Source organism: Butyrivibrio fibrisolvens (assembly GCF_037113525.1).
In the GTDB taxonomy this organism is placed as follows: Bacteria; Bacillota; Clostridia; order Lachnospirales; family Lachnospiraceae; genus Butyrivibrio; species Butyrivibrio fibrisolvens.
This window is the reverse complement of sequence record NZ_CP146963.1, coordinates 2914510-2933175: the sequence shown is the minus strand read 5'-3', so window position 1 is coordinate 2933175 and position 18666 is coordinate 2914510. Positions and strand designations below refer to the sequence as shown.

Annotated in this window: 19 protein-coding genes; 14 read left to right on the top strand and 5 right to left on the bottom strand. The window is 39.7% G+C overall.

Translation table 11 applies throughout. From position 1 onward, the window contains the following. Window positions 1–98 precede the first annotated feature (98 nt). Both WAA20_RS12260 and WAA20_RS12255 read left to right on the top strand, forming a co-directional pair. Window positions 99–1748, top strand: coding sequence for a DUF2075 domain-containing protein (locus tag WAA20_RS12260; protein WP_073388000.1), 1650 nt, complete (start codon window positions 99–101; stop codon window positions 1746–1748). A 5-nt stretch (window positions 1749–1753) separates the two neighbouring features. Further along, a complete protein-coding gene (locus WAA20_RS12255; RefSeq protein WP_073388032.1) occupies window positions 1754–2077 on the top strand; it encodes a nucleotide pyrophosphohydrolase in 324 nt (107 codons plus the stop codon). A gap of 402 nt (window positions 2078–2479) precedes the next feature. On the opposite strand, the gene WAA20_RS12250 is transcribed toward WAA20_RS12255, so the two are convergent. Further along, window positions 2480–3490 (bottom strand): hypothetical protein, encoded by a 1011-nt coding sequence (locus WAA20_RS12250; protein WP_139263754.1) that lies wholly within the window; start codon window positions 3488–3490, stop codon window positions 2480–2482. Between the two features lie 279 nt (window positions 3491–3769). On the opposite strand from WAA20_RS12250, the gene WAA20_RS12245 reads away from it, so the two are divergent. The 8 genes from WAA20_RS12245 (at window position 3770) to WAA20_RS12210 (ending at window position 8704) form a co-directional block, all read left to right on the top strand. After that, window positions 3770–4351, top strand: coding sequence for a sugar O-acetyltransferase (locus tag WAA20_RS12245; protein ID WP_242951180.1), 582 nt, complete (start codon window positions 3770–3772; stop codon window positions 4349–4351). Window positions 4352–4415: 64 nt separating this feature from the next. Beyond that, window positions 4416–5039 (top strand): DUF1349 domain-containing protein, encoded by a 624-nt coding sequence (locus WAA20_RS12240; RefSeq protein WP_073387996.1) that lies wholly within the window; start codon window positions 4416–4418, stop codon window positions 5037–5039. Window positions 5040–5184: 145 nt separating this feature from the next. Continuing rightward, window positions 5185–5394 (top strand): helix-turn-helix domain-containing protein, encoded by a 210-nt coding sequence (locus WAA20_RS12235; protein ID WP_073387994.1) that lies wholly within the window; start codon window positions 5185–5187, stop codon window positions 5392–5394. Window positions 5395–5491: 97 nt separating this feature from the next. After that, complete coding sequence (locus tag WAA20_RS12230; protein ID WP_073387992.1) at window positions 5492–6094, top strand: DUF6088 family protein; 603 nt, start codon at window positions 5492–5494, stop codon at window positions 6092–6094. Continuing rightward, entirely contained in the window at window positions 6095–6349 is a 255-nt protein-coding gene (locus WAA20_RS12225) for a hypothetical protein (RefSeq protein ID WP_073387990.1), read from the top strand. A 200-nt stretch (window positions 6350–6549) separates the two neighbouring features. Next, on the top strand, window positions 6550–7884 hold the full coding sequence (locus tag WAA20_RS12220; RefSeq protein ID WP_073387988.1) for a serine hydrolase: 1335 nt from the start codon (window positions 6550–6552) through the stop codon (window positions 7882–7884). Window positions 7885–7916: 32 nt separating this feature from the next. Next, the gene (locus tag WAA20_RS12215) at window positions 7917–8324 is read left to right on the top strand and encodes a LytTR family DNA-binding domain-containing protein (protein WP_338801116.1); all 408 of its coding nucleotides are present in this window, start codon (window positions 7917–7919) and stop codon (window positions 8322–8324) included. After that, window positions 8321–8704, top strand: coding sequence for a hypothetical protein (locus WAA20_RS12210; protein ID WP_073387984.1), 384 nt, complete (start codon window positions 8321–8323; stop codon window positions 8702–8704). Before WAA20_RS12215 ends, WAA20_RS12210 begins: the two co-directional genes overlap by 4 nt. 78 nt (window positions 8705–8782) lie before the next feature. Here WAA20_RS12210 and WAA20_RS12205 read toward each other — a convergent pair whose 3' ends face one another. Beyond that, entirely contained in the window at window positions 8783–9010 is a 228-nt protein-coding gene (locus WAA20_RS12205) for a hypothetical protein (protein ID WP_073387982.1), read from the bottom strand. 265 nt (window positions 9011–9275) lie between these two features. On the opposite strand from WAA20_RS12205, the gene WAA20_RS12200 reads away from it, so the two are divergent. The 4 genes from WAA20_RS12200 (at window position 9276) to WAA20_RS12185 (ending at window position 16236) form a co-directional block, all read left to right on the top strand. Continuing rightward, complete coding sequence (locus tag WAA20_RS12200; RefSeq protein WP_073387980.1) at window positions 9276–10118, top strand: hypothetical protein; 843 nt, start codon at window positions 9276–9278, stop codon at window positions 10116–10118. Window positions 10119–10975: 857 nt separating this feature from the next. Next, entirely contained in the window at window positions 10976–12025 is a 1050-nt protein-coding gene (gene pheS / locus WAA20_RS12195; RefSeq protein WP_073387978.1) for a phenylalanine--tRNA ligase subunit alpha, read from the top strand. Window positions 12026–12113: 88 nt separating this feature from the next. Further along, window positions 12114–14534 (top strand): phenylalanine--tRNA ligase subunit beta, encoded by a 2421-nt coding sequence (gene pheT / locus WAA20_RS12190; RefSeq protein ID WP_073387976.1) that lies wholly within the window; start codon window positions 12114–12116, stop codon window positions 14532–14534. Window positions 14535–14742: 208 nt separating this feature from the next. Continuing rightward, complete coding sequence (locus WAA20_RS12185) at window positions 14743–16236, top strand: aminopeptidase (protein WP_073387974.1); 1494 nt, start codon at window positions 14743–14745, stop codon at window positions 16234–16236. A 69-nt stretch (window positions 16237–16305) separates the two neighbouring features. On the opposite strand, the gene WAA20_RS12180 is transcribed toward WAA20_RS12185, so the two are convergent. The 3 genes from WAA20_RS12180 to WAA20_RS12170 all read right to left on the bottom strand — a co-directional run bounded on the left by WAA20_RS12180 (window position 16306) and on the right by WAA20_RS12170 (window position 18657). Further along, complete coding sequence (locus WAA20_RS12180; RefSeq protein WP_073387972.1) at window positions 16306–16725, bottom strand: ACT domain-containing protein; 420 nt, start codon at window positions 16723–16725, stop codon at window positions 16306–16308. Window positions 16726–16876: 151 nt separating this feature from the next. Further along, window positions 16877–18178: a phenylacetate--CoA ligase family protein gene (locus tag WAA20_RS12175; RefSeq protein ID WP_027218177.1), complete on the bottom strand. Its 1302-nt coding sequence runs from the start codon at window positions 18176–18178 to the stop codon at window positions 16877–16879. Window positions 18179–18246: 68 nt separating this feature from the next. Then, window positions 18247–18657 (bottom strand): PaaI family thioesterase, encoded by a 411-nt coding sequence (locus tag WAA20_RS12170; protein WP_022753002.1) that lies wholly within the window; start codon window positions 18655–18657, stop codon window positions 18247–18249. Window positions 18658–18666 lie beyond the last annotated feature (9 nt).

Below are 18666 nucleotides of genomic sequence, written 5' to 3'. Positions count from 1 at the left end.
TTCAGAAACACGGGTTTTTATGAATCAACAGCATTACCATAAATTGTAGTATACTTATTATAGTTGCCTTACAGAAAATCTAAGACTGGAGCAATTATATGAACAATTCCGAAGCTACCAAAGAAAACCTCTATGTCATAACCAATCATAAATTTCCCAGCGACAGCTACGGAGAAGACGATTATCTTGGCAACTGGCCGATGCTTTATATCCTGGAAAATGGAGATAAGGTCTATATTGGCGAGTCTACTAATGTTGCGGAGAGAATGAAGCAACATTATAACAACAAGGAAAAGCGTGAATTTAACAAAGTTCATTTCATATATTCCGGCAGATTCAATCAGTCTGTAACTTTCGATTATGAGTCTAAGCTGATCCAATTTGTTTCTGCTGATGGTAAGTATACTATTACCAACAAAAATGATGGTATTGCTAATAAGAACTATTTCAGCAAGCCTGAATACGACGAGACCTTTGAAGCGTTATGGAATAAATTAAGGTCTTATAATCTTGCCGAGCACACGCTTGAATACATCAAGAATAGCGAGTTCTACAAATATTCTCCTTTTAAAGAACTGAATAAAGATCAAAAGATCCTTGCCGACGATATCATCAGAGAGATAAGAGAAGGTAAAGAGCTACCTATAGTAGTAGAGGGCCGTCCCGGCACTGGCAAGACAATTGTTGCAGTTTACCTGATGAAGTATCTGAGAGATTATGAGGATGAGAAGACTCATAGATTTCCTTTCCGTGAAAAGAAGATGGGGCTTATTATTCCTCAGACATCGCTTAGGTCTACGCTTAAGAGTCTTTTCAAAAAGATAGAAGGACTTGCTGCCAAAGATGTAATAGGTGCATCAGAAGCGGTAAAGGCTGGGGAGTGGGATATCCTTTTTGTAGACGAAGCGCAGAAGCTTCAAGTAAGGCGTAGCATCGTTGGATATCAGGCTTATGATAATAACAATAAAAAGCTAGGCCTTCCAAGTGATGCAACAGAGCTTGACTGGATACTTAAGATCTCTAAGACTCCGGTTTTCTTTTTTGACCCGGATCAGTTATCAGGCCCATCGGGTACAACTATCGAGGTATTTCAGAACAAAGTGAAGATGGAGCTTTCAAGAAGAAGGCGTATGACTGCGTATCTGACACATTTCTTGAGAATGCAGATGCGTGTCAAGGGTGGAGAGGAGTATATCAACTATGTAAATGATATACTTCATAATGTTGATGTTCCAAGGAAGACATTTGACGATTACGATTTTAAGATTTTCACCCACTTTGCTGATTTTAATAAAGAGCTCTATGTCAAAGAAAAGGACATGGAACTTTGCAGGATGCTTGCAGGCTATGCGTGGGAGTGGAAGACCAAGAATGACAAGACTGCATATGACATAGAAATCGAAGGCGTCAAAAAGAGATGGAATCATTGCCTTAATAACTGGATCAATAGCGATGGAGCGCTTGATGAGGTTGGATGTATTCATACAAGTGCAGGATATGACCTCAATTACGCCTTTGTCATTCTCGGGAATGATATTAAATACGATGATGAAAAGGGTAGGATCTATGTAGACAGGTCCAATTATTTTGACAAGCGTGGTAAGCAGTCAGCTTCGGATGAGGAACTGGATCTGTATATCAAAAATATATACTATGTTTTGATGACAAGGGGAATCAGGGGAACTTATCTGTATGTATGCGATGAGAAGCTTAGAAACTATTTTATGAAATACGTGGAGGAGTTTTGACGGCTATGGATTTTGAAGAGGTTAAGAAAGAGGTACTGAAATTCACTAAGGACAGAGACTGGGATCAGTTCCATACTCCTGAGAATCTTGCTAAGAGTATTTCAATAGAGGCTGCAGAGCTTCTGGAGTGTTTCCAGTGGAGCCCGGAATATGATAAGAAGGCTGCGACTGAGGAGCTGGCAGATATCATGAATTACTGCATTCTTATGGCGGATAAGATGGGTATTAATATCGAAGATGCTATCATGGATAAGATTCAGAAGAATGCGGCTAAGTATCCTGTAGAGAAGAGCTATGGGAGTAGTAAGAAGTATACGGAGCTTACTTGATAAGGATCAGGTACCTGCCAACTTATAGATAAGAGAATGCTGTATAGGTATGTTTATTTTATCAAATGCATCCAGAGATTGTGGGGTCACTGTCACCACAATCTTTGGAGTATTGAATACTGGAAGAACCGGAATTCTGTGAAAAGGAAAGCGGTTATGATGGTTGCTTTTAATTAAAAAGCTTGATAAATTACAAATATATAATACCTTAGATAACAATTAGTTGCCCAAAATGCAATATGATTTTTGAGCATCGATATGAGCAGATGAGGAATATTGCATTGATTTCAATATTCTTTATCTGTTTTTTTATTTTAGATCTAGATCAGGAACCTGACTCCTTTTAGAAAAAAGCCTACAGTAACAATGTTGCAGTTGCAACACTGTCTGTAGGCTTTTGGGTTATAGGTATTTATTTGCTTGCTCGGGTGTCAGCTTATATTTCTCACATATTTTCTGTATGATTGTTGCATCATCTAATTCCATATCCTTGAGAAGTTCTACGGAAGCAGTAATGCCCTGCTTAATACCCTGTTCAAGGCCCTGCCGGATACCTTGTTCAAGGCCCTGCTGGATACCTTGTTCAAGGCCTTGCTGGAGGCCATCTTCGTGCCCGATATCATAGCCTTCATCTTTGATTGCTTGCAGATGCCTTTCGGCACTATATTCTAATATGCTCACTCTGGAAGCCTCCTCTCTGTATTCTTGGAAGAATTCTTTCAGAACATCGTTATCTATGCACCAGTCGATTGCTTTGTTAACAGCTTCTGCGATTATTGTCTTACGACTGGCATCGGGAAGACAGAAGAATTCTTCATCATCTTTGCCATGTTTCATTCTTGTTTCTACTATGTATTTTCGCACTTTGGAGACAAAAATGGAATACCCCCTTAAGGTTTTGCAGGTTTTTAGGAGCTCTTCATTATGGCCTTCGTTGATATTTAGAACTCGTACGATAAGCTCAAGCTCCGGATGATCTGTCTTCTTTTCGAACATATCGGAAAGTTTATAAACTTTTTCGTCTTCCATAGGGATTGTTCCATTGTAGAATACAATGAACCTTGGTGTGGGGATGGTAATGGGGATGGATTTATATGTTTTACTAATATCAATCTGCTCCCTGTATATGCTGGCGACGTAAGATAAATCCCGTAGAGGAATGTTGGGGCACGGTGTTGATTGGTGTTCGTAGAGATTTAGCTCATCGTTGAAGATGTATGATACATCATTCTTCATGTTTAGAAGGGTCTCGCCTTCCAAGGTTGTGACGAACAGCTCATCCTCGTTAGTGTAGTTTGTACCATTAAGGGCATTGTATAGCTCTAATAGCTGTGTCTTTTCTCTGTAGAGCATACGAAAGACAGTGTCCTTGTGGGCCTTGTTCTCCAAAACGGTTTTCTGTTTCTTTTTCAATAACATTTTTCTCCTTTTGTGTAATTTAGTTTCTGTCATACTTGGAATTCCTGGCGAGAGTGCCAATTGGAATAAATCCTAGAATAATAGATATGATAGATCGCAGTATTGAAACTGCAGATAATAATATAGCAAAAAGGATTTATTGTTGCAACTTATTTTTAGAAGTGTAAAGGTGGCGTTTGCGTAGTGGTAGACTTATTGTTTTTTTCCAAAATGATAGATATGATAATTACAGGAAGATCTGATCAAGCATTGATAATTGTTGGAGGGGTAACATTGAATAATATAGAACGTCGTGATAAAGAGATAGCTTATATTTCTGATGATTCTGTAATGGATGAACAGAAGAAGTGCAGAAAGATATTGCAGAAACTGAATTTTATGGATAGGAGCGATTTTGATGGGATCCTGGAAGTTGTTGCAGAGCTTCTTCCGGGATCAGAAGGTGCTTTTATCAATCCACCATTCTACTGCGACTATGGAACCCATATTAAAGTGGGCAAAAATTTTTTTGCCAATTACAACTGCACTATCATCGATGTGGCAACAGTCAGTATAGGTGATAACTGTCAGATGGCGCCTAATGTTGCTATATATACAGCAGGGCATCCGGTATATCCAACCACTCGCAATTCAGCATATGAGTATGGAAAAGCAATTACTATAGGCGATAATGTCTGGCTTGGCGGCAATACAGTGATTTGTCCCGGAGTTACTATTGGAGATAATGTTGTTGTAGGCGCAGGCAGCGTTGTTACCAAAGATATTCCAGACTGGAGTATCGCTGCAGATAATCCATGCAGGGTTATTCGCACTATTACAGAGGATGACAGGAAAAACTTTTCAAGGATGAACTAATAGATGAGGAAGCTTGGAATGACATTGTAGAGCGAGGGTTCGCTGATTAAAAGAGGATTGTACTATGATTGATAAAATGAAATGGCTCAGACAGCCAAAAGATTTTCAGATTAATGAAAATAGTATAGAAGTAACAACAATGCCGCATACAGATCTCTGGCAGCGGACTTATTACCATTTTAGGAATGACAATGCGCCTGTATTTCAGATGGATACAGAAGAAAAGTTCTTTTCATTTATAGTTAGGACTGATTTTACTGCCAGCCATCATCGCTTTGATCAGTGCGGTATAGTCATGTATCTTGATTCAGAGAATTGGCTTAAGGCTTCCGTTGAGTATGAAAATGATAAGTTCCAGCATCTTGGATCCGTTGTCACTAATCATGGATATTCTGATTGGGCTACTACTGCAATTCCTGCAGATGTCAGAGAGATGTGGTACAGATTCAGTAGAAGAGAGGATGATTACTGCATTGAATGCTCTTATGATGGATTAGAATTTTCTCAGATGAGAGTATGCCATATGTGGGAAGGTGCGGGGAAGATTTCTTTTGGTATATATGCTTGTAGTCCGGAAGACTCAAGCTTTAAGGCAGTGTTTACTAATATGGAGCTGACAGAATGTGCGTGGAAAGCTCACGATGGGCAGCAGCCTGATCAGGTATCTGACTCATTGTATAAAGTTTAGGAACTAAAGTGTCGTGTTGTGTTAACATGGTTGGTTCAGAAGCGTTGAATAAACTGGAAATGGTTATAGATTTATACACGTTGTGTAAAGAGAAAAGATATGTTATTCTTGTACACAACGTGTATTTCAATTTTAGGGAGATTTTATGGACGATAAGGCTAAAAAGATAAAGGAACTGCGTGAAAGCACTGGCATGAATCGCAGGGAGTTTTGTGAGTACTTTGATATCCCTTATAGAACTGTCACGGAATGGGAACGTGATATGCGCCATGCTCCGGACTATGTAGTAAGGCTTTTGGAGTACTACATAAGAATGGAAAAGATGTTTAAAAAGGATGAGGACGATAAGATATAATTGGCGAGAACACTTGGCTGGAGGTAATTTGAAAAGTGAGCCTCCTTGCAATTGCGTCAGATAAATTATATAATTTATCTGACGAAAGGCGTTCAAGATGAGAGAAAAATATCAGATTGAAATAGAAAAAAGAATAGAAGATGCTGATTTAGGGTATGCTTTTTCAGCGATAGATTTTGCTGATATTGCAGGTACTGACCCTACTAATAAAGCATTGTCTCGACTTGGTGAAGCTGGGACAATCAGAAGAGTCATAAAAGGAATATATGATAAGCCATTGTACAGCAAGCTGTTAGGAGAGTATAGTTCACCAAATATTGAAAAGGTAGCTCAGGCGCTTGCTAGGAAGTATAACTGGACAATTGCTCCTTCAGGAGAAACAGCTCTTAACTTCCTGCATTTATCAACACAAGTTCCTAATTCATGGAGCTATATAAGTGATGGCCCTTATCGTAAATATGATATTGGTTCTTATCAGGTCGAGTTTAAACACTGTGCTAATAAGGAAATATCAGGAAAAAGTTTCATAACGATTTCTGTTATTCAGGCGATTAAGTATATTGGAAAAGATAAAATACAACAGGAAGATAAAGAAAGATTATCAAAGGCGCTGTCTAGTTCAGATAAGGAGATTATTTTGCGAGAGGCAATAACAACGACAGCGTGGATATATAAAGTAATAAAGGAGATATGTAGTTAAGTGAAGAAAATTGCATTACTTGGTAGAGAAGACAGGGAAGACGTTGTGTTTAAGCAAAAGTTTTATTATGCCAAGAGTGCACATTATGAGACTGCAACACTAAAAGAAATAAAGCTGATTCCTGCGGATTATATTATGGATGAAGTAAGAGAAGATTATGCAGCCATGAAGAACATGATTTATGGAGCTTATCCCGATTTTGATAGTATCCTGACCTATCTTGATGAATTAGAGGATGAGATTCATAATCTGTAAGCGCAACAGCACCGCTTATGCCTTCATCGAGACCATCTTCGTGTCCGATATCATAGCTTATTTTGCATTAAGTGCATCTGTTTTTGCAACATCTGTATCTGAATATGGAAAAGCTGTGTAGGTTCCTATATGATCAGGGGAGATCCGAATCTGATATTTGGATTGCTGGGCTAAGCCTATACCCGTCAGGAGGAATCATTTTGAAAAAGGTAAAAGCTTTATTTTTAATAATTCTGGCAGTAGCTGTTTTGATAACTGCTGCCTATCCTGCATACGCTTTTGATAAGGATATCCTTATTTCAGATTATGTAGAGGAGTTCTCCTTAAAGACCAAATGCAGTGCAGTCAGTGTGGCTATTGTTCAGGATGGAGGTTCTGAATTAATAGGGGATGCTGATGGCTTATATCAGATAGGATCATTAACTAAGGCATTTACTGGACTCGGAATACAAAAGCTTATAGGCGGCGGTATAATTAACGAAGATGATAAAGTATCCAAATGGCTTCCGGGATTTACAGCATATTATGGCAGTGACCCTTTTGATATAACTATTGAGCAGCTTCTTACTCATACAAGCGGATATACCAATAAAGAGGTCGATTACCCAAGTGCTCAAGACGATATGACCCTTATGGAATGGGCGGATTCAATAAATGGACGTCGCCTCAGCTTTGAACCTGGAACCAGGTACGCATATTCCAATGTTAACTATAATCTTTTAGGCGCGGTGATAGAGAGTGCAAGCGGCAGATCTTATAAAGAGTACATGGAGACAGAAGTTCTGCTTCCGCTTGGTCTTAATAATACATATGTAGAAGTTTTAAGCGAAAATGTGTCCATAATACCAGGATCAAGGCTTGGATATCGCCATAGCTTTGCCTATGAGATTCCGGTAGTACCTGGAAAGATACCGGCAGGATATTTTTATTCCAATGCTAAAGACATGGCGAGATGGTTGCAGATATGGATGGGAATTGCTGATATCTCTGATGAATACAAGGACCTTGTGAACAGGGTAAAAGAGAACCTGGGTGACAGCGCAGATTATTATTCAGGATGGGAGATTTTTGAAAGCGGAACAATTGGTCATTCCGGAGGAACCCCCAATTATTCATCAAGAATTGTATTCTCTGATAAAAGGCAGATAGGTGTATGTGTTCTAACTAACATGAATGTTGCAGCATCAACCGATAGTTTATGCGATGGAATATATACTTTATGTGATGGTGGTAATAGCGGGAATATACAGATGGATGTCTGGACTGTATTTGATATGATATTCACCTTTGTAACAGTAGTTGGAATATTGCTGATTGCTTTTTCTATTTGTATTAAAAAGCGCAGCGCTTTGATAGTGACAGAATTAGTTCTGATCATCCTTTTAATAGCTATATGTGTTATGATACCTATGATATTTGGAGCAGAACTTGGAACTATAATAATCACATGGGCGCCTTACAGTTTTATTGGAGGACTGCTCATGCTATGTGCAGCTATAATCTCTATAGCTATAAAACTTTGGATAATAAAATGAGAATAGAAAAAAGACAAGTAGAAGGGCAGCCTTTGACTGTCATTATAGAGTATCCCGAGTGGAGCGAATCAGTAGAAAGCCTGGTCAGAAAAATAGGCAGGATGGATATGGCGTTTACAGGAAGGATTGACGATAGATCCGTTAACGTAAGCTTATCCGACATTTATTATATTGAAAATGTCGAGAGAAAGCTTTTCCTTTATACCAAAGATATGGTGTATAGATTTGACGGATCTATGTCAGATATTGAAGGGGGTATTTATGACACAGGGCTTGTACGAATATCCAGAACATGTATCATGAACACTGATTACTTAAGGGAGATAAGGCAGATAAGGAATAGTCATCTTGAGGCAATCATGGATAACGATGAGAAACTCATAGTATCTAGAAAATATCTTCCTGATATTAAGAAGATTTTTAAGAGGAATAGTATATGAAAAGAATCTTAAGAGATACATGTATATTGGCTGCATTAATGATATTGTGCGTCTTTACAGTTTCTATAATATGGGTTGGGCTTACAGATGAGATAAGACTTGTGATAGAACTTTTTCTACTGTCATTTATAATAACCCTGGCCAACTGGTTTATAGATGAATTCATTTCGCTCTCAATCCTGTGGTGCTACGTGGTAAAATACGTGGTCGCAACCGGAATAGTAATGCTATTTGGTTTTATTGCAGGCTGGTTTTTTAGAAGTAATTTCTGGATGGCATTTATTTATGTCGGTATTGTTCTCGTTTTGGCATATTTGGTTGATGTCATTAAGACAAAGAAGGATATTGAATTCATTAATTCAAAGATAAAAGGGCGATAACTTGCATATGAAGTTGCCTACAGCTAATGCGTTACATATACATTGTAGCTGTAGGCATTTGAATAATTGCCCAAAATATTAGTTAATACATACATCCAGTAGAAGACTACTGAAACTGATCAGAAAGTCAAATACATATTCACCGGAATTCTTGCAATAGCTTACAAACTCAGGTATATCCAATGTTATATCCCATGTAAGCTTATACGGTGCATCCGGATCTAACGTTGTAATAGTCATACTGACTTTCTTGGCACTTGGATCTGTCATTTTGCGTGCTTTATTTAAGATATCATATTTTTCCATAGACACCTCCTCGAAATAAATATTTAGTTTTGCGTGTTATGTGGATAAAAGCCGGATGTCGGCCAGATGGAAGATTATACTTCCAATATTATTTTTATAGAAAAGCCAAACATTGTCAATAAAATATTGTAATATATAAGCCGTATATCCTATATAATCTACCTTCTATCATATTTTTGTTTTTTTAATATTGGCCTTGTTATAATACTTGATGTCTGAGACACTACAGTATTATTGATAATACTAAGTTTAAGGAGATTGTGATATGGAAATTGAGACTTTAAGTGAGTATGGTGCAAGGCAGGCATTGGGGGAATATAGGAACTTTTTTGTTGACAACGCGTTTTATGATGATGGATTTTTTTCTTTGAGGCAAATTGAGGTTTCAAGGACTGATGACAAGAACAAGTTCATTATCCAGATGTCCGATGATGGATCTACGAAGATAATATATGATGCGAAGATAGATGGTGGGTATATTGTAGTAACAAGGACCCATTGCGGACTCAAAGCTTTATTGCAGGCCAAGAAAGCTGATACAGTACTGGAAAAATTTCTAAATAATAAGATCTGCTTATATCACTGGGAACTATTATCAGATGCAGATCCTGATAAGGATTTATCTTATGAAGATGAAGTGGCTTTAAGTGCAGGAGTAGATCTTGCTCTATTGTTTCCCAAATATGTAATAACTTCTAGTTTTATGTTCAAAAGTAGCCTCGATACTCTTGTCAGCGATTTCAAGAATAAATTAGTCGAAACGCATTTATCTGAAGAGGATGATGACTATGAAGAAAGGCTTGAGTGTGTAGCAGCTATGGACTTCGACGTAGTCGACAGGGGACAGGATATCTTAAGTGTACTTAAGACAAAAGCTGATTTTACAGAATCTGATCTGGAAAAGGCAGACCATTATTATGATGCTTTCATAAAGGAAATAGACAGATATATCGGGAAGCCGGAGAGGATATATACTCTTGCATCACCTATTGATGATAAAACAAAGGCTGCGTTTGATGCACTTTCTTTTCGTGATGAATGCTTGGACTTATTTTTTATAAAATATGAGGATTATTATCTGGCAGTAGGTCTGTTTTTATGTGATTAAGAATATAGGACAGCGTATTGTGTGATATGATCTAGGCTAAAGTACCGTGTTGGAAGAATCACCTTTCAGTCTGATTTTTTGTTTATAAAAGGTGTGATAAGCTTAGTGCAGTTTGCTATAAGAAATTGTTTGTTTTTTAATCAAAAATACTAATTGAAAACAAACATTTGTTATCAAAGCTAAGCATCAGAATCAAGTTTAACGTTTGCGATATTGCAAAAATATCAAAAACGCTAACGTTAAAATCAACAAGTATGGTTCCGCCATACTTTTATGCTGAAGATCTGTGCAAGAAATTTGGGCTTACTGAAGAAAAGGCAAAAGCATATATTGACCAGGTGTTGGGGGCCTTGAAATAGTTTGAGAGTATTTTTACCTTGACTTTTGCTGTGCCCATATTTAAAATGTAAGACAAATGCAAAGATGGTGTAGCGATTATCGCTAAGAAGACTTGTTTTCCCTAATGAGATTTTAAAGATCAGATAGAAAGAGACGGAGGATCACCGGCTGAAAGTCCTTCGGGGTAAAGACATGATCGGAACATTCGCACCGGAGCAGATCTTATGAACGGACCACGATATATTAAGATTGATATTATATCTGGTTTCCAATTAGTTTGATTCGTTGCGCGCGTTAAGCGTTTTGAGAGTCTGCCGCTTTATATATAGGCAGGAACACGGGTGGTACCGCGGATTATTATGGTAATTCGTCCCTTGTAGATGCATAGAGCATTTACAAGGGACTTTTTTGTTGCCTTGATAAGTACAATAGATCAGTACAATGAGATTAAATCCAAGGTGAGAGATTAAGAATGTCCAGATAATATAATCGTTTTCAGACAGAAACGGAGGAATGAAATGTTAGAGAATGCTGCATTAACAGAGAAGATCGAAGCCATAAGAGCAGAGATCAAAGAAAAAGCTGATAGTCTTGATACATCAAAGCTTGTATATGAAGCAAGAAAGAGCTTTATGGATCCTAAGACCGGCAAGATCAGCGCACTTATGAAGGAGATGAAAAATGTTCCCAAGGAGTCCAAGGCTGAGTATGGTAAAGCTGTAAACGAGCTTAAGGCATGGGCACTTGAGCATTTTGAAGATCTTGATAAGAAGATGAAAGAAAAGGAAGCAAAGCTTCGTTATGAGAGCGAGAAGATCGATGTAACAATGCCTGCTAAGATCAGAAAGCCCGGTAATCTTCATCCTGTAACTCAGATGAGAGAGACACTTATAGATATTTTCGCTGGAATGGGATTCGAGATCTTCGAAGGTTCTGAGATCGAGAACGATTACTACAACTTCACAGCACTTAATACTCCTGCAGATCACCCTGCAAGAGATATGCAGGATACTTTCTATTTAAGTCCTGAGTATCTTCTTCGTACACAGACATCAGCAGGTCAGATCCACGTTATGGAGAACCAGAAGCCACCGATCAAGATCCTTTCACCCGGTAAGGTTTTCCGTTCTGATGATGATGCTACACATTCACCTATGTTCTCTCAGATGGAAGGTCTTGTAGTTGATAAGAATATCAACCTTTGTGACCTTAAGGGTGCTCTTGATCTTTTCGTACAGAAGATCTACGGCGAAGGTACTAAGACAAGACTTCGTCCTTCATACTTCCCATTCACAGAGCCGTCTGTAGAAGTTGACTGCAGCTGCTTCGAGTGTGGCGGTAAGGGATGCAGCCTCTGCAAGGGTACAGGCTGGATCGAAGTTCTCGGCGGCGGTGTTGTTAACAAGAAGGTACTTGAGAACTGCGGAATTGATTCTAATGAGTATAGTGGTTTCGCATTTGGTATCGGTATCGAGCGTATCACAATGCTTAAGTATGGTATCAACAACATTAAGCTTCTGTTTGAGTCAGATCTTGATGTACTTAATCAGATTAATCATTACGAATAAGGCGATAAAATGCATGGCATTTTATCGCTAGACATCATTGCCACAGGTGGCAACGATGTCCGATAGTAAACTATTAGGAGGAATCAAAATGTTAGTACCTTTAAGTTGGCTTAAAGATTATGTAGATATAGATATAGAACCCAAAGAACTTGAGAAAAAGCTCTTCTCATGTGGTTTCGAAGTAGAAGAGAGCTGGGAAGTCGGTAAGGATATTTCTAAGGTTGTAGTAGGACAGGTAGAGACCTGCGAAGCTATTCCGGATACACACCTTCATGCATGCACAGTTAATGCAGGCGTGCATGGAACATTCAAGGTTGTCTGCGGTGCTGATAACGTTCAGACAGGTGGCAAGTATCCTCTTGCACTTGACGGAGCTACAGTTATTGAGACTGCCAAGGATCATGTTACTGTTGTAGGCGTTGCTACTATCAAGAAGGGCAAGCTTCGCGGATATGATTCAGAAGGTATGCTCTGCTCAGGTGTTGAGCTTGGCGTAACAGAGGATATGTACGAAGGCGCCGGATACAACGGACTTCTTGTTTTCCCTGAAGATACAGAAGTTGGAGCTGATGTTAAGCCTATCCTGGGCCTTGATGACTGGATCTTTGATGTTTCTATAACAGCTAACAGACCTGACTGTCAGAGTATTTACGGTCTTGCAAGAGAAGTAGCTGCGGTTCTTGAAAAGCCTTTAAAAGAGCCTGATCTTTCATATACAGAAGATGACACAGAGAACGAGGGCTTTACAGTATCTGTAGAAGCTCCTGACCTGTGCCCGAGATATATTGCTCACTATGTTCATGATGTTAAGATCGGCCAGAGCCCTCGCTGGATGAGAAGAAGACTTGCACTTGTAGGCAATAACTCAATCTCCAACATGGTTGATATCACTAACTACATCATGAGAGAGTTCGGTCAGCCTATGCACGCTTTCGACGGAAGCTTCCTTGAAGGCAACAAGATCGTCGTTAGAAGAGCTAATGATGGCGAGAAGATCGTAACTCTTGATGAAAAAGAGTTCACTCTTAAGAATGACAACCTTGTAATCTGCGATGGCGTTAAGCCTGTAGCTCTTGCAGGTATCATGGGCGGTCTCAATTCCGAGATCAGAGATACAACTACTGCTGTAACTTTTGAGTGCGCTAAGTTCGCACGCGACAATATCCGTAAGTCTTCACGTGCTCTTGGACAGTCATCTGATTCAAGCGCTGCTTTCTCTAAGGGTGTTTACGAATACACAACAGTAATGGCTATGAAGAGAGCTCTTCATCTTGTTGAGGAGCTTGGCTGTGGTAAGATCTCCAAGACACACGTAGACGTCAACACAGGTAACAGCCTTGAGAAAAAAGAGATGAAGGCATCTATCAAGAAGGTTAACGGCGTTCTTGGTATCACAGTTCCTGATGAAGATATTGTTAGAATCCTTACAAACCTTAACTTCGAGCCAGTAGTAAATGGCGATGAGCTTACTATCAAGGTTCCTGCATACAGAGAGGATATGGAAGATTATCCTGATATCGCAGAAGAAGTTATCCGTATGTATGGCTATGACCACGTACACGGCACATTCCTTGAAGGCGCTGCTGTAACAATGGGTGGCAGAAACCAGAAGCAGAAGGCAGAGCTTAGGATTAAGCGTGCTCTTTGTGCTCAGGGCGCAAATGAATGTATGCATTATTCATTCTTCTCACCTTCAGACCTTAATCTTCTTGGATATGCTGATGATGCTAAGGAAAGAGAAGTAGTTAAGATCCTTAATCCTATCAACGAGGATCTCTCAGTTATGAGAACAACTCTTGCAGCTCAGATGATCCATGCTATTTCAAGAAACCAGAAGAAGGGTACTCTTGAAGGAAGACTTTATGAAGTTGGTAACAGATTCTTCCCTAAGAGCCTTCCTCTTACAGATTATCCGGATGAGAAGGTAACACTTTGCATCGGTATCTTCGGACAGGATGAGGATTTCTATACACTTAAGGGCCTTTGCGATAACGTAGCAGATACTCTTCACGTAAGTTTCAAATATGAAGCAGGCAATAAGCCATTCCTTCATCCTTACAGAACAGCTAAGATCCTGTGCGATGGAGTAGAAGTAGGCTACCTTGGACAGATCACATATGAGATCCAGGATGCTGAGGATATGAGAGTTCCTGCATATGTTGCAGAGCTCGACCTTGATGCTCTTTCCAAGTACTATGAGAACGTACCTGCATTCGTTCCGCTTTCTAAGTTCGATAAACAGAAGCGTGACCTTGCTCTTATTATGGATAAGACAACAACCTGCGGCGAAGTAGAAGAAGCTATCTACTCTTCCTGCAAGTATGTAACAGATGTTAAACTCTTCGACGTATATGAAGGACTTCCTATCCCTCCTACAAAGAAGAGCATGGCCTTCACTATAACTTTCACTCCTAAGGATGAAGAGCTTACAGATGAAGTTATAAGCGGATATGTAGACAAGATGCTCAGAAAACTTCAGTTCACAATGGGCATCGAGCTTAGAAGCTAACCAGTACTAAAAGATGCTAATAATAAAAAAATTATAAGCTGATCATTAAAAATAGCTGATTATTTCCGAAAACTACTATTGTAGTAGGAAATAATCAGCTATAATATTGAGCTGTAAAAGAGCGAAATTAATATAATTCTTTGAATTTATATTTTTGGTATAACGAAGCATGTTAATTTAGTTCAATTTTTTATAAGGAGAGTGAAATATGCTTAGAACAAATGCGTGGAATACGTACAACAAGACACAGCTTAAAGCTGTAGAAAAATTTGCTGACGATTACAAGAACTTCCTTGATAACGCTAAAACAGAGCGTGAAGCAATTGATACTATCGTTAACGAGATCGAAGCTGCCGGATACAGAGAGCTTAATACTCTTATCGGTGGTAAGACAAAGCTTAAGAAAGGTGATAAGGTTTACAGCGTATGGATGAATAAGTCCATCGTTATGTTCCAGATTGGATCAGAGCCACTTGAAAAGGGTCTCAACATTCTTGGTGCTCACATCGATTCTCCTCGTGTAGACGTTAAGCAGAACCCTCTTTGCGAGAAAGAAGGTCTTGCTTACCTTGATACACACTACTATGGCGGAATCAAGAAGTATCAGTTCGTAGCTATGCCACTTGCTCTTCACGGAGTTGTTGTTAAGAAGGATGGCACAACAGTTCAGCTTAATGTAGGTGAGGACGAGGATGATCCGGTATTCTTCTTCTCAGATCTTCTCATCCACCTTGCTGCAGAGCAGATGGACAAGAAGGCTGCTAAGGTTATCGAGGGTGAAGCTCTTGATCTTATCGTTGGTAGCAGACCTCTTATGGTTCCCGGTAAGGCTAAGAAAGAGACTAAGGCTGATGCTAAGCTTACAGACGGTGAGAACTATGCTATAGGCTATGTTAAGCAGGAGATCACAGATTCTATCGATGCAAGCCATGCTGTAAAGAGAGGCGTAATGGCAATCCTCTATGATCTGTATGGTATCGAGGAAGAGGACTTCATCTCAGCTGAGCTTGAGATCGTTCCTGCAGGTAAAGCAAGAGATGCAGGCTTTGACAGATCCATGATCCTTGGCTATGGGCACGATGACAGAGTATGTGCATATCCTTCTATGAGAGCACTTCTTGAAACTAAGGATCTTAAGAGAACAGGCTGCTGCATCCTTGTTGATAAAGAAGAGATCGGATCAGTAGGAGCTACCGGTATGCAGAGTAAGTTCTTTGAAAATGCTGTTGCAGAGCTTATGAATCTTACAAAAGAAGGTTACAACGATCTTACACTTAGAAGATGCCTTGCAAATTCCTGCATGCTTTCTTCAGACGTAAGCGCAGCTTATGATCCTACATTTGCAGCAAGCTTTGAGAAGAAGAACGCAGCACTTCTTGGCGGCGGTCTTGTATTCAATAAGTTTACAGGTGCTCGCGGAAAGAGCGGCTCTAATGATGCTAATGCTGAGTATCTTGCAGCTATCAGAAGAGTATGCGATGACAACAAGATCGTATACCAGACAGCTGAGCTTGGTAAGGTAGATGTTGGCGGCGGCGGAACAATCGCATACATCCTTGCACTTTACGGAATGAACGTTGTAGACTCAGGTGTAGCAGTTCTTAACATGCACGCTCCATGGGAAGCAATATCCAAGGCTGACCTTTATGAGTCGCTTCGCGGATACAAGGCATTCCTTACAGATATGGATCTTGTATATTGATTAAATATTAGTATAGAAAAAGAGCGTCTGATATTATTCAGGCGCTCCTTTTTTATGCCATATTGAGTTCTACATATCATCCTGGCTATATAGTTTCACATTCTCGTTCTTAAGAACTTCCAGTGTCTTTTCCAGATCATCTGTCTTCATTGCGATAGAAGCGCCTTCATCATCAAGCGACAGTCCGTATACGTATTGTATATTTATATCGTTCTGCTCAAGGCTTCTTACCACTTTTTCAAGACTACCGACTTCCTGAGGTATTGATACTACGATGACATCATTAACTTTTGAAGTAATGCCGTGCTCTTTGAGTAGTTCATGGGCCTTAGCCGGAGCTTCGCAGAGCATTCTTAATACTCCGAATTCGCTGGTATCTGCAATAGAGATGGACAGGATATTGATCCCATTGCCGCTTATTATTGAGAGGACGTCGTTAAGGCGTCCTGTTTTATTTTCAAGAAATACGGAAAGCTGTTTTACAAACATAGATATTCCTTTCTTTCAAAAAAGATGGCTGTTAGTTGCTTTTAGTACTATTATACATGCTGATCATAATATAGTGAGCGCGTTTAGCTATAGAGCTTACGCTTGTCTATAACATGTTTAGCTATAAAGCTCGCGCTTATCTATAACATGTTTAGCTGTAGAGCTTGCGCTTATCTATAACATGTTTGGTCTTGCCGTCTGAATGTACGAGACCGTTAGGCTCTACGAGTTTGACCTTGGCATTAAGACCTATTGCGCTCTTAAGTTTATTATGAATCTCATTTGAAAGTTTCTCAAGTCCTCTAACTTCATCTGTGAAGAATTTTTCAGCGATCTCTACCTGAACTTCAAGAGTATCTGTGTTGTCTACGCGGTCTACAACCAGCATGTAGTGAGGAGTTGTGCCATCTATATTCAGAAGAGCAGCTTCTACCTGTGAAGGGAATACGTTGACGCCTCGAATTATAAGCATGTCATCGGTACGGCCTTTAAATCTCTGGATCCTTGCCATGGTTCTGCCGCATTCACACTTGTCGATCTCAAGAGATGTAAGGTCTTTAGTACGATAACGGATAAGAGGCATACCTTCTTTTGTAAGATTGGTAATAACAAGTTCGCCGTCTGAACCTGCAGGAAGGTCCTTATGTGTTGCAGGATCGATGATCTCAGGAAGGAAGTGATCTTCCCAGATGTGGAGACCCTTGTGGTACTCGCAGTCGCAGGCAACACCGGGACCGCAGATCTCTGTAAGACCGTATATGTCATGGGCTTTGATATTGAGCCTTTTCTCCATCTGATCACGCATCTCATCAGTCCAGGGTTCAGCGCCGCAGATCGCAGTCTTGAGCTTGATCTTGTCAAGAACCCCCAGCTTTTCTATATCTTCTGCAACATGGAGAAGGTATGATGGTGTGCAGGCAATAGCAGTAGCCTTGCAGTCAATCATCATATCAAGAAGCTTTTGAGTATTGCCGGTAGACATAGGCAGAACAAGAGCTCCAAGATACTCAGCGCCGTAGTGAGCACCAAGACCACCTGTAAAAAGGCCATAACCGTATCCGACCTGAATTATGTCATCCCTTGTGATACCAGCCATAGACAGACATCTAGCCACGCACTCAGACCACACTTCGATATCACGTCTTGTGTATACGCCGATCTTGGGCTTACCTGTTGTTCCGCTTGATGCATGAACTCTTACAAGCTCTGATGTTGGAACAGCAGCAAGGCCGAAAGGATAGGTTTTGTTAAGATCTTCATAAGTTGTGAAAGGAAGCTTTTCTATATCTTCAATTCCTTTGATATCTCCTGGCTCAAGTCCCAGCTCCTGCATTTTCTTACGATAATACTCAACGTTGTGGTACACCTTATTGACGACTTTGACAAGCCTTGCGCTTTGAAGACTTGCAAGTTCATCACGTGACATGCACTCTTTGGTTTCATTCCATATCATGTGTTTGTCTCCTCCAAATACTTTTATTTTTCGTATCTCTTTTTATTTTGCCTTTGTTTAATAGATATTTATTTTTTTCTTACCCTGGATCCTGTTGTTACGACTCTGCATAGTTCCGTATTGTCATCAGAATAGATGCTGATCTCATATACACAGGTGGATTTTCCGTCTCTAACAACGTCAGCCTTGGCAGTTAAGGTGCCGCTTCCAACAGTTCTCATAAAGCTTATGGAACTTTGAAGTGTCACGGTTACATATTCTGAATCGATATCTGAATTTACTGCAACTGCAAAAGCGAAGTCTGCCATAGTAAAAAAGACTGCGCCCATAAGTCCGCCAACAGCATTTATATGCCGATCATCTATTTTGAGTCTGACTTCACTATGTCCGGGATCTGCTTTGACTATTTCAATTCCCGTAACCTGTGTTGCGTATTTGTCATTTGCAAAAAAATCACGAACTTCATCTAGTGTTTTCAATGTTATCTC